At 52.8% G+C, this 11771-nt stretch carries 9 protein-coding genes and 1 tRNA gene; 6 read left to right on the top strand and 4 right to left on the bottom strand.

Going from position 1 to position 11771, the window contains the following annotated elements; all coding sequences use genetic code 11:
- The first annotated feature begins 291 nt into the window (after positions 1 to 291).
- Together IP91_RS12860 and IP91_RS12855 are read left to right on the top strand one after the other, a co-directional pair.
- Positions 292 to 477, top strand: a complete 186-nt coding sequence (locus IP91_RS12860) for a hypothetical protein (RefSeq protein ID WP_145649414.1) — start codon at positions 292 to 294, stop codon at positions 475 to 477.
- 210 nt (positions 478 to 687) lie between these two features.
- Complete coding sequence (locus IP91_RS12855) at positions 688 to 1494, top strand: hypothetical protein (RefSeq protein WP_145649413.1); 807 nt, start codon at positions 688 to 690, stop codon at positions 1492 to 1494.
- Between the two features lie 829 nt (positions 1495 to 2323).
- Here the strand turns inward: IP91_RS12855 and IP91_RS12845 are convergent.
- From IP91_RS12845 to IP91_RS12830, 4 genes are all read right to left on the bottom strand, one after another.
- Positions 2324 to 3445, bottom strand: coding sequence for an FRG domain-containing protein (locus tag IP91_RS12845; protein WP_145649412.1), 1122 nt, complete (start codon positions 3443 to 3445; stop codon positions 2324 to 2326).
- 104 nt (positions 3446 to 3549) lie between these two features.
- Positions 3550 to 4392 (bottom strand): DUF2971 domain-containing protein, encoded by an 843-nt coding sequence (locus tag IP91_RS12840; RefSeq protein ID WP_145649411.1) that lies wholly within the window; start codon positions 4390 to 4392, stop codon positions 3550 to 3552.
- 233 nt (positions 4393 to 4625) lie between these two features.
- Positions 4626 to 5822 carry a tyrosine-type recombinase/integrase gene (locus tag IP91_RS12835; protein ID WP_145649410.1) on the bottom strand — a complete coding sequence of 399 codons (1197 nt, stop codon included), beginning with the start codon at positions 5820 to 5822 and terminating at the stop codon, positions 4626 to 4628.
- Between the two features lie 176 nt (positions 5823 to 5998).
- Positions 5999 to 6073 (bottom strand) — tRNA-Arg (locus IP91_RS12830).
- A 103-nt stretch (positions 6074 to 6176) separates the two neighbouring features.
- Between IP91_RS12830 and IP91_RS12825 the strand changes: the two genes are divergently transcribed.
- The 4 genes from IP91_RS12825 to IP91_RS12810 all read left to right on the top strand — a co-directional run bounded on the left by IP91_RS12825 (position 6177) and on the right by IP91_RS12810 (position 11570).
- The gene (locus IP91_RS12825) at positions 6177 to 8072 is read left to right on the top strand and encodes an ATP-binding cassette domain-containing protein (protein WP_145649409.1); all 1896 of its coding nucleotides are present in this window, start codon (positions 6177 to 6179) and stop codon (positions 8070 to 8072) included.
- 127 nt (positions 8073 to 8199) lie between these two features.
- Positions 8200 to 8937: a CAAX prenyl protease-related protein gene (locus IP91_RS12820; RefSeq protein ID WP_145649408.1), complete on the top strand. Its 738-nt coding sequence runs from the start codon at positions 8200 to 8202 to the stop codon at positions 8935 to 8937.
- A gap of 34 nt (positions 8938 to 8971) precedes the next feature.
- On the top strand, positions 8972 to 10177 hold the full coding sequence (gene epsL / locus IP91_RS12815; protein ID WP_229474363.1) for an XrtB/PEP-CTERM-associated polysaccharide biosynthesis outer membrane protein EpsL: 1206 nt from the start codon (positions 8972 to 8974) through the stop codon (positions 10175 to 10177).
- A gap of 10 nt (positions 10178 to 10187) precedes the next feature.
- Positions 10188 to 11570, top strand: coding sequence for an undecaprenyl-phosphate glucose phosphotransferase (locus IP91_RS12810; protein WP_145649407.1), 1383 nt, complete (start codon positions 10188 to 10190; stop codon positions 11568 to 11570).
- Positions 11571 to 11771: the final 201 nt, after the last annotated feature.

The following is an 11771-nucleotide window of genomic DNA, read 5'->3' as shown; positions in this document are numbered from 1 at the left end:
TCAGCGCCGACTTAACCCTGCACCGGGTGACGTAGAAGCTCTGCTCTGGGAGGTTGCTAGGCTGCGCAACATTGCGCTCCGGGCCGAGCAGTATTTGAAAGGGCCTAGTACCTTTTTGGCTGGTGTCTTCCAACGTGAGCTGGACGAATGTGCGTGTGTCCAAGAAGACCGAGAGCAGCGCAGATAGTGTGTAACTGATGCCGAGCTTGCAGGACTGAAGCCACATACCCATTGACGCTGATCAAGGTCACCGCAGTCTTGAAGCCTTAGCCTAGAGGTAGGGAGGGGCATATGAAAATTCACGCATTGAACCTAACAGGCGATGGTTGGACAGCGTTCCAAAACCTTGCTAACGAACTGGAGCGAACGCATGGTGCCCCGTTCACCGAAGCTTTCATCGCGGAGTACTGGGAGGTGGTACTCCGCATCCTGCAGGATCTGACGAGCAGTCCGAAAAGCTGCCAAAAGTTGCAGTGAAAGCTGGCTTAAAGTCGTAGCTACGACTCTCCTGCACAGATAAGCCTGCGGACGAGCCAACGCCGTTGCACCGTCGGCTAAGGGATGCGATGCCTAACTGCAAGAGCCTGCGTCACGCGAAGCGAGGCGCGTGTTAATAGCGGCAGGAGAAAAAAACGGCCACCGCGGCGACCGTTCATTGAGGGTGGCGCTCACGATGTAGGTAAAATAGTGCTTTTCAACTTTTCTCTTCACAAAATGACAAAAGAAGAGTGGGCGCTTGTTACAGGAATCGTGGGGGCAGCAGCGTGGATAGTTCCTATTTTCGCTGCGCTAAAGTCATGGCTTCGTCGGCCCGTGGTAACGGTAATTCCCTCTTGGGGCGCGCAGATTGGGTTTACCGAACTTGGGCCAGTTCTCAACATCAAAGTCGCTTTAACGGCAAATCACGATGTTCTTATTGATAGTGTTCAGCTATGCTTGACTCATGAATCAGGCGCAAGATTTTTATTCCGATGGCATGAAGTGGTGGAAGTAAAAGGCCACTTGATTTTTCCTGGCGCGCAAAGTCAGCCCCTGTTCCAGGAAGCCGAAGCGATTGCGATGAAAATCCTTTCCACAGATATTAAAGACGTGGAGCTTCGGAATAGGCTCTCGACTCACACTGAAACTTTTCGGAAATTTGCGCGTCGATGGGCGATTGAACGCCATCGCCTCATGAATGCGGGGCGATATGACCCAGAACATTATTATCATACGGAAACAGTGCAGGGCTTGATTTCGTTCCTACGTTCGCAAATGATCTGGAGGTCTGGCCGGTATACTTTGAAATTTGAGATTGGAACTCGGACGCCGGCGAAATTAGCTGCGCCTGTATTGGAGCTGATACTTTCGAATGATGACATTGTATTGTTGCAAGAGAATTCTGATAATGTCGAAATCTTTTTAAAAAACGCCACTTACAATGGGATCTTCAACTATGTACCAACACCAACAACTTGGCACTGGCTGGATCCAGAGGTAAGGAAGGTGGGATGAAGTTGGGATAGGATTTGGGCCAACGTAGGAGCGCGGCAGGGAAAGGACGGGGGTACGCTTAGACGCATGTCCCTGATTCTATGCCCCTAGATCCCTTAGGGCTATGATGAAATGAGTTCATAGACTTCTGCACATGGGTTAATTGCGCATAGCTGTCGAACCAGTCGGAGAGCAGGAGAGGTATCCCACAGCTAGAACGGAATGTCTCGCCAGCAGGTATGACAGCGATGCAGTTAGAAAGATTTTCCGAGAACGCTAGAAAGGGTGTGGAGTGAAAACGGCTTCACGAAAAAATAGTCGCAGCTTGGGCCGGATCGCCAAAATTTAAAGATGTCCCCAGACCAAAGAACGGTAAGTGGTTTTTGACCAAGCGTACCTGTTTTCTTTCTTCCGATTAACGCGCTGAGATCAGGTGTAATTGCACCTAAATCCATCAAGTACGCGTCGAACTCGAACTCGTCAATGAGCCGCGCAGCAGTCTCAGACGTGGCTATCACGACCTGATGGCCTTCTATCTCAAGAAAGAGTTGGATGACGAACGCGAAATCCGAGTGTCTATCAACCAAGAGGTATTGCACACCGATCTCCGTCACGTAAACAGTCTAGGCATTCTACACGCCAAGACTGACTGGTTGCGCGACTTTGCGCGAGCTGAGCGCAAACGGCCGCACTAGGCGGCCGTTCATTGGAAAATTCCTATGTTGCTTGGAAATTTCGTTTTGTGAAATTTTCGGAATTAGCTAAGCCGTTGTTTCACAATAAATTCTTTGGGGTGGCTGATGGGGCTCGAACCCACGACAACAGGAATCACAATCCTAAACTCTTACTGTCAAAGTGCAGCCTTTTGCTGACGGAAGAACATATCGTGCTTCATCATTTTGCATGCGCCGTCTAACCCCGGGAACATTGTGGCAGCGGTAACGCCCATGTATTTAAGGTCCTCTAGGGCTTTTACAGTTTCCGATATTGGAATGTCGGCTGCATATATGGCTTGCTTGCCGGTATTGAACTCCCACATTTCAAGAAAATCTTCAACCATTGCGACATTGGTTGCCAGAAACTGTCCCTGTTGAGCATATAAACGTGGATTGTTAATGGGCGAGACGGCAAGGCGGTAGATGAAAGGCCAAGCTCCAGTCAGGGACACTACTGGCGGTGTGGATGATCCGAGAAATGCGCGCGTTACCGCAAAAATTCGTACATGTGTCGCCTCCTCGCGTGCTTGATCCAGAGCATCTGCGAAGGCAAAGAAAGCTGCGATATATGGCGAGGCGGTAAAATCTAATAGTGGAGTTGGCAATCCATGATGTTGCGCAAGCGCTAGTAAGGTCGCAAACTCATATCCATCGCCATCAAGCCTTCTGCCTAACGCAGCTTCTGCATGCGAACGAAACTCTGGTACAACAGTATCACAATATTTCACCATGTCTTGGCGCCCGTTACGATGAAATGTCGTAGTTAGTGAAAATCTACTGTCACCGTGTCCTCGGAACAATTCGGCATTTTCTGTCTGCCTAATCTTATTCGCCCATTGTCTAAAGTCAGACCAAGAAGATAAATTTTCAACTCTGGTGTCAGGCGCTTTGGTATTGCGCTTGCATATTCCATAAGAAATTATACCTTCACGTTGCAATTTGAATGTGCATTGTTCTTCTTGGACTAATACAGAGATCGTAAGAGATTTGAGGAATTCAACAAAATCAGAGCTAACTGGAACCCGAGTCAAACCAGCACCTTCATCTAGCGTTGCATACGCGGTCAGAACAGACGCCGTCCTATAACCATCGTCCTCCGCTTGGCCAACCGCTAAACGCACGGCTCTCCCTCTGTTTGGCATGCCGCCCCAGTAGTGAACCATTAATTCATCGGGAGTGTCCACATCTCTACAGACCATTGCTCGATGCTGTTCATCATCAAACTCAATATGACCAAACAATTGCGGAACTTGCATTATCGGTACCTCTAAGGAAGTCAGGATGGTCTAATTCTATTTCGCCCAAGGCGAGAATTAGTGCGACTGTAAGTTTCAAGAAAGCTAGTTGTCCTAGTCCTTAATTACCGATAAGTAGCAGATGAGCGCCGAACCAAAGCATTGCCAAATTTGTTTTCCTTGAGAAAGTCTTGAACCACTTCCACTGGACTTTGCTGTTTTGGACCTAAAATAATTTCCGTGATCGGAGATCCAATCCCCAAAAGGGAAATCTCACAGTAAGGAACTATTTGATTATTGACGAGGCGATGCCGGACCTCTGATCCGGTCTGCGACGTCAGAAGTCTCCACTCAGACTCCTCGGAGAAAGACGAGCTTTTGAGCGTATAAAGGTGGGGCGAGGAAATAACTAATTTTCCGACTAAGTTAGCATATTCTCGGAAAATGGTTTTATCACTGGGATCTTCTGATAAGATTATTTTTTGAAGTTCTTCGCCGTGGCGAAAAATTCCTCGGCCGGCAGCGCGTTTGATTTCACTGTACAGTGAACTTAATTCGGATCTATGCTGATCGAATTCATAAAGAATCTTTTTCAGCCAAAGTTTCTCGATGGGGTCACTTTTAGGTGAGCAAAGTGATTCTAGGTATGTACGAGAAAATCCTATTGAAAATCCCTTCCCATCATCTGCATACCCTCGCCACTGGCTAAGCCTGTCTCCATGCTCTGATAAGCAAAATCCTAGACAGCCAACGGAGTCTGTGCCGGTCTTCAGATAGTTTTTAATGTCATCAACTAGTTTTTCGGAAAGGCCATCTTCTTTTCCCCAGTTTGTGATCACCTCGATGGCAAATTTTCCCTCGTTCGCATCATTTGACTGTTGCATTGAAGATAGCCAAATAGAGCGGTTCTGAATAATTGCATAGAATGCACTAGAGGAGCAATAATGGTAAAGAGTATCCATATGCATGATCAAGTTCAGTGAGATTCGTTTTTCGTATCTAGCGCACTACGTAGTTTATCAGCCGATCCAGGCGGCAGGCTTAGCAATCCGGCCTCTGCTTCAATCAGCCACCGAGTAGCGATGGGGATCGCATCCATCCGGTGAGGGGGGCTTCGCAAAGCTTCGATTAAAGTATTTGCAGTTTGCACCGATACAATTTCGGTCATAATTAATCCTTCGATCTTGGGTGCTGGGCTCCATTAAGAAGTGCTCAGCCTCAGGTTTTCTAAATAATCTGCCCACCGTTTCATCATTTCTCTGCGAGCTGGCAGGTGCGCCGTGCGATTGTATGCTCGACCATTAACGTCTTTCACCTGGTGCGCGAGCTGATGCTCTATCAGGTCGACGCGTTCTCCAAGTACTTCGTCCATAATGGTCCGCGCCAAGGCGCGAAAACCATGGCCAGTCATTACTTCTTTACTGTATCCCATCGAGCGCAACGCAGCATTCACAGTGTTATCGCTCATTGGACGCTGACCGGTACGAATGCTAGGGAAACAGAACCGGCCACTGCCCGATATGGCTTGGAGATCACGAAGTACGTCCACGGCCTGTTGCGCCAACGGCACTATATGATCGCTGCCCATTTTCATCTTGACTGCAGGGATCGACCAGGTTGCACTATAGAGATCGATTTCGCACCACTCTGCGGTGCGCAGTTCGCCAGGTCGAACGAACACCATAGGTGCTAGTTTGAGTGCAGCACGGACGAAGGGGTGCCCATCGTATGCATCGATCGAACGGAGGAGGGCGCCGACTTTCTCTGGTTCAGTGATAGCGGCGTAGTGGCGTTGCTGAGGCTCCTCAAGCGCTCGATGCAATCCAACTGTAATGTCGATCTGGACGGCCTCAATCAGCATCGCATATTCGAAGATCTGCCCACAATAGCCGAGCACGCGCCTCGCCGAGTCGTGCGCTCCACGTGCTTCGATGCGCGCAATGGCGCCGAGGATGTCGCGCGGCCGCAACGCTGATATGGGCAGTGAGCCTATGGCCGGGAAGACGTCGCGATCGAGCCAGCTTTGTACCCTAGATTGCGTCTTGGGCCCTCGCCGTGCGGCCGTCTTCTCCAGCCACTGTCGGCCGATCGCTTCGAACGTCTCTGAAACAGTGCGCTTGCGTTCTTCCTTCTTTGCCTTCTTTACGGCACTTGGATCGTCGCCGGCACCCAGCTGCTCCCGTGCCTGGTCGCGCAACTTTCTTGCTGCCGCCAGCGTGACGGCAGGATAGACACCGAGCGTTAGAGTCTTTTGTTTTCCTTCGAACCGGTAGTTGAGGCGCCAATATTTTCCGCTGGCCCGCACAAATATATATAGTCCGCCGCCGTCGGAGTGCTTGTCGCCGGGCTCCTTGCCACTATGTTTCGTCTGTCTGACAAACGTGTCTGTTAATGCCATCTTTCCTCTCAATGTTGGTACTTCGGCGTAGGGCTATGGAAGTACCAACAATATGTACCAACAAATCTTTGTGATGGGATGATACAAGGTGAGCTGGCAGGAAACAACGAAAGCCACATGAATAGCGGCTTAGAGGGATGGACGTGGACTGAATGATACAACCTGAAATGACGAGGTGGTCCCCCCGACTGGAATCGAACCAGTATCCCACGCTTAGGAGGCATGTGCACTATCCATTGTGCTACGGGGAGGACGTGAGGCGGTCGCAATTATAGCCGAGGGCGTGGAAGAAGTTAGTACTCTTTAATCTCTTCTGTCGGTACAATGACGGGTTCACGTCTTGAAATCCCCCCCATGGCAGTCATCTCCCTCACTTCCGGTCAACTGGCCTTTGGCCATCATGCCCTACTTGACCACGCAGAATTTTCACTGGAAACGAGCGAACGCGTCGGCCTGATCGGTCGCAATGGCACAGGCAAGTCGTCGCTTCTCAAGATTATTTCTGGGCAGCACAAGCTCGATGACGGTTTGCTGGTCATGCAACAAGGCCTGCAAATCGCCTACGTAGCGCAGGAGCCAGTGTTCGATCCGGAAATGTCGGTGTTTGATGCCGTCGCTGCCGGACTGGGCGAGCTGCCGGGCCTGGTCAAGGAATACGAAGCGCTGACGAGTCGATTTGGCGAAGGCGATGACGATGCGCTAATGGAGCGCATGCACCAGATCTCCGTCAAGCTAGACGCTGCCGATGCCTGGAGCATCAACAACAAGGTCGAGCAGACGCTGGACCGTCTGAACCTAAGGCCGGACGGCCTGATGAAGACTCTATCCGGCGGCATGCAGAAGCGCGTGGCTCTCGCACGTGCGCTGGTCGCAGTGCCGGATGTGCTGCTGCTCGACGAGCCTACAAACCACCTCGACTTTGCTTCGATCCAGTGGCTGGAAGATCTGCTGCGAGATTTCAAAGGCAGCGTACTGTTCATTACCCATGACCGGTCGTTCCTCGACAACGTGGCCACCCGCATAGTCGAACTTGATCGGGGAAGACTGCTTTCGTACCCGGGCAACTTCAGAGCCTACCAAACACGCAAGGCGGAACAGTTGGCGAACGAGGAGGTGGAAAACGCAAAGTTCGATAAGTTCCTGGCTCAGGAGGAAGTATGGATCCGCAAGGGCGTCCAGGCACGTCGCACCCGAGACGAAGGCCGCGTGCGCCGTCTTGAGCGCTTGCGCGAGCAGCGCAGCGTGCGACGCGACCAGCAGGGCCAGGTGCGGCTGGAAGTGGCGGCTGGTGAGCGCTCTGGCAAGATCGTGGCGGATCTGGAAAACATCAACAAGCGTTATGGCGACAAGATTATCGTGCGGGAATTCACCGCCACCATCATGCGTGGCGACAAGGTCGGTCTAATCGGCACGAACGGAGCCGGCAAGACCACGCTGCTGAAGATGATTCTTGGCCAGGAAACACCGGACGCCGGCACCGCGAAGCAGGGGGCCCGCATCGAGGTGGCGTATTTCGACCAGATGCGCGCCCAGCTAGACGAAGAGGCTAGCCTCGCCGATACCATTTCGCCCGGCAGCGAGTGGGTCGAGGTGAATGGTCAGAAGAAACACGTTATGAGCTATTTGGGCGATTTCCTGTTCGCGCCAGAGCGGGCCCGCTCGCCGGTACGCACGCTGTCCGGCGGTGAACGCAATCGCCTGTTACTGGCACGGCTGTTCGCCAAGCCGGCCAATGTACTGGTACTGGACGAACCGACCAACGACCTCGACATCGACACGTTGGAGTTGCTTGAAGAGTTGCTGGAAGATTATCCCGGTACCGTCTTGCTGGTCAGCCACGATCGTGCCTTCCTGGACAACGTCGTCACGCAGGTGATCGTGGCTGAAGGAAATGGCGTGTGGCGCGAATACGTGGGTGGATACAGCGACTGGGAACGCTTTGCACGTAGCCAGCAGGCAAATGCCGTTGTAAAGATCTCGCCCTCCAAAGTGAAGCAGGAAGAAGTTGCGGCGCCGACCTCCAAGCCTAGGAAGCTCAGCTATAAGGAACAGCGCGAGCTGGACGAATTACCGGCTCGGATCGCAGCGCTAGAGGCGGAGCAATCCGCCCTGAACACATCGTTGGCGGATCCGGAATTCTATAAAAAATCGGCCTCCGAAGCTGGACGCGTCAATAGCCGATTGCAGGAGATCGACGTAGCCCTGCTGGCGGCGCTTGAACGGTGGGAAGAAATCGAGTCGCGCCGTTGACGCAATTTTTCGTTAAATTTCCTAAGCGCACCATTTGTGCGGCACAGCGCCGCAGGCTTGTTGTAACATCTGCAAACCTCAACGCGAGCAGCTTGCAATATGCCTCGTCCCTATCGCCAATAATATTATGACAGCACAGCAGCACAAGCGTCCTGCTACCGGCGCCGACGCCGCGAGTGGGGCAAGAGACCCGATCGGGATATTCCGGCGCCCGTCAAGCGGCCGTATCCTGCCGTTTGCGGTCTATATGGCTTTCATCGCGGTCGCCGACGGATTGGTCCGGCTGGGCTGGACAGCTGAGACCCTCCGCTGGGTTTATCCGGTCAAGATCGTCGCTGTCGTACTGGTGCTGCTTGCCTACCGCAAATCATATGCCGAACTCGCGTGGCATCCGCTGAGCCTGCGCCGCTGGTGCAGCGTGGTCGCTGTTGGGGGTGGGGTGCTGCTGCTGTGGATTAATCTCGATGCAGGTTGGATGCAAATTGGCACATCGGCCGGGTTCGACCCGACTGGCGGCACCCCGCGCATGGATTGGCTGCTCGTTGCCTGCCGTATAGCCGGTGCCGCACTAGTGGTGCCACTGATGGAAGAGTTGTTCTGGCGCTCGTTCCTTATGCGCTGGCTGGAAGAACGCAATTTTCTGCAAGTGTATCCCGCCCGCGTTGGTTTGCAATCACTTATCGGCACCGTCGTGCTGTTTGGGTTCGAACACAATTTGTGGTTGGCAGGCATTGTTGCAGGGGTTGCCTACAGTTTGCTGTATATGCGTACCGGTAATTTGTGGACAGCTATCATCGCGCATGCTGTTACAAATGGTCTGCTTGGGGCATGGATTATGGTGACCTCAAGCTGGACTTACTGGTAAGATTGCTGATTAATTAACAATAGAAATGTTGACAATGTCGAGTCACAGCCTCAATAGATTGCAGTTCAGCCCCCTTGCGATGGCGGTATTGCTGTTCTCCGGTAGCGCTTCCGCTCAGATCAGCGATACGATCCATCCGTTCGTGTCGTTGGGTTACACCTATGACGATAACTTGCTTCGCCTGCCGGACGACGTGTCGTTCGACGGACAGCGGTCCGACCGTGCCAGGCAGGCGCAAGCGGGCATTCTCGTCGAACGTCCGATCGGCCGCCAAAAACTGACGGGTTATGCTAAGGTCACGCGCGTCACGTTTGATCACTTGGACCAGTTAGACTACAACGCTAAGGATGTCTCGGCCGACTTGGCCTGGGAGCTCGGCAATCGTTTGAGTGGTCACCTGGGCGGGCTTTATACCGAATCGCTGACGCCGTTCTCGGACTATCATGTCGATGAACGCAACCTGCGTACTCAGCGCAACGCGCACGTCGATGGTGCTTGGCGATTCCATCCCAGCTGGCAGGTTCGGGGCGGCTACGTACGCAACAAGTTTACCTACGAGCTTCAGGCCCAAAGTGTCAACGACCGGACCGAGGACCTCGCCGAGGTTGGCGTTGATTACCTGGCCCACAGTGGCAGCCGAGTCGGTCTTGTCGCGCGCCGACTCGAAGGGCGTTATGACAACCCGCGGCGATTCGGCAATATTGTTCTTGATGACGACTATACGCAGGACGAGCTGAAACTTAACGTCAACTGGCTGCTCAGTGGTGTGACACAGGTTACGGTGCTCGCTGGCTACGCGAAACGCAAGCATGGCTTCTTCGAGTCACGCGACTCAAGCGGCGCCAATGGCAGGATCTCGGTACGGTGGTCCCCCACCGGAAAGCTATCGTTTAATGCCGACGCATGGCGAGAATTCGCTGCCGTTGAAAACACGTTGGTTACAAGCAGCCTGAACCGCGGCGCCAGTCTGCGTGCAACATGGAACATTTCGTCGAAGTTGCAAGCGACGGCATCGACGCGTCGCGAGAATCGTGAATTCGAAGAGCAGACCAATGTTGTTTTTAACGGTGAGGCTCGCGACCGTATCCGTGGCTCGACGATCGGTCTTGTCTGGGCCGCTACTAAATCTATACAGCTCAGTGCGAGTGCCTTCCACGATCAGCGTTCTGGCGCTGCCATTGTCGGCAATGGCGATTACCGCGCTAACGGCGTGTCCTTAAACGCTACCGCACAGTTCTGAAGAAGCAGAAATGACCATAAATGATATTCCGCTGATCTCGTTCTTTCAGCGCGTCTTAGATCCCCTGATCATAATGGGTGCACTTTACTGCACCTGCAGGTTATTTGGCGAACCGTTCACCGGATATTCACTGGTGCTGATGATTCTGGCGTTTTTCATTTCCTCCGCAGTCTACCAGCACATCGATCCTTACCGCACTTGGCGGAGTGGCCGTGTCCTTGCCTACTCGCGCGATGTCATCGGTGGCTGGCTAATTACGGCGTTGATCCTCGTGTTTCTGGGCGCTGTTAGCGGCCTGGCCTATCACTATGAAGGAAAAGTGGTGCTGGCGTGGCTTGTCGCGACACCGTTCGTACTACTGGTAAGTCATTTGGCGGTACGCACAATGGGTTCGGATCCATCGAATGCGAGAGAAGTTCGTTCCGTGCTGATCGTGGGCGCCAACGACGTGGGCATCAAGTTTGCTAGAACCACCGAGCGCTATCCGAACTTGTTCATGCAGGTGCGAGGCTTCTTTGACGATCGCACGGCAGACCGCCATCCCGCCGAGCTGGAATATCCGATTCTCGGGAAGATGGGAGATGTAGCCGCGTTCGTGCGCGAGAACAACATCAAGATGATCTTCGTTAGCCAGCCGATTTCGGCCCAGCCGCGCATCCGAAAGCTGCTCGACGACCTGCAGGACACGACCGCATCAGTATATTTCCTGCCGGATATTTATGTTTTCGACCTCATGCAGGCGCGTTTCGACAATGTCGGCGGCATGCCGGTGATCGCTATCTGCGAGACGCCATTTACCGGATTTAACAGTTTCCTGAAGCGTGCCAGCGATATCGTACTTGCGCTGATCATCCAGATGCTGCTGCTGCCGATAATGCTGGCTATCGCGCTTGCCGTTAAACTGACTTCGCCGGGGCCGATCATCTTCCGTCAACGTCGCTACGGCTTATATGGCGAGCAGATCTACGTTTACAAATTCCGCTCTATGACAGTAACAGAAGACGGCACCAAGGTTGTACAGGCGAAGAAAAACGATCAGCGCATCACCAAGGTAGGCGGGTTCCTGCGCCGCACTTCACTGGACGAACTCCCACAATTTTTTAACGTCCTGCAGGGACGCATGAGCATCGTTGGCCCACGTCCACACGCAGTGGCGCACAACGAGCAGTACCGCAAGCTAATCAAGGGCTACATGCTGCGTCACAAAGCCAAGCCGGGCATCACGGGCTGGGCCCAAGTCAACGGTTTCCGTGGTGAAACGGAGACGCTTGACAAGATGGAGGCTCGTATCCGCTATGACCTGGATTATCTGCGTAGCTGGTCGCTTTGGTTGGACATTTACATCATTCTACGGACCATTAAAGTAGTCCTGCAGCGCGAGAATGCGCACTGATATCGGCGAAAATTCACGCCTTAAGGACGTTCTCAGTTGTGAAAGCCGGCATTTTGTTAAAATACCGTCAATACTTTTTTGACGCTACCTACCCACGCACGATATGCAATTTATTGCCAATACGACTTTTTTGTGGTAATTTTGCAAATACTTCTGTGCAACGAACGGCACGTCTATCAAACCGGAGGAATAATTGAACGT

Source organism: Pseudoduganella lurida, assembly GCF_007830455.1.
In the GTDB taxonomy this organism is placed as follows: domain Bacteria; phylum Pseudomonadota; class Gammaproteobacteria; order Burkholderiales; family Burkholderiaceae_D; genus Rugamonas; species Rugamonas lurida.
This window is presented reverse-complemented; position numbering and strand designations above follow the sequence as displayed.

What these genes read in the sequence shown, in the direction of transcription:
- IP91_RS12840 (WP_145649411.1), bottom strand. Translation starts at nt 4,392, where the DNA reads ATGCATATGGATACTCTTTACCATTATTGCTCCTCTAGTGCATTCTAT.
- IP91_RS12845 (WP_145649412.1), bottom strand. Translation starts at nt 3,445, where the DNA reads ATGCAAGTTCCGCAATTGTTTGGTCATATTGAGTTTGATGATGAACAG.
- IP91_RS12825 (WP_145649409.1), top strand. Translation starts at nt 6,177, where the DNA reads ATGGCAGTCATCTCCCTCACTTCCGGTCAACTGGCCTTTGGCCATCAT.
- IP91_RS12860 (WP_145649414.1), top strand. Translation starts at nt 292, where the DNA reads ATGAAAATTCACGCATTGAACCTAACAGGCGATGGTTGGACAGCGTTC.
- IP91_RS12810 (WP_145649407.1), top strand. Translation starts at nt 10,188, where the DNA reads ATGACCATAAATGATATTCCGCTGATCTCGTTCTTTCAGCGCGTCTTA.
- epsL (WP_229474363.1), top strand. Translation starts at nt 8,972, where the DNA reads ATGTCGAGTCACAGCCTCAATAGATTGCAGTTCAGCCCCCTTGCGATG.
- IP91_RS12820 (WP_145649408.1), top strand. Translation starts at nt 8,200, where the DNA reads ATGACAGCACAGCAGCACAAGCGTCCTGCTACCGGCGCCGACGCCGCG.
- IP91_RS12835 (WP_145649410.1), bottom strand. Translation starts at nt 5,822, where the DNA reads ATGGCATTAACAGACACGTTTGTCAGACAGACGAAACATAGTGGCAAG.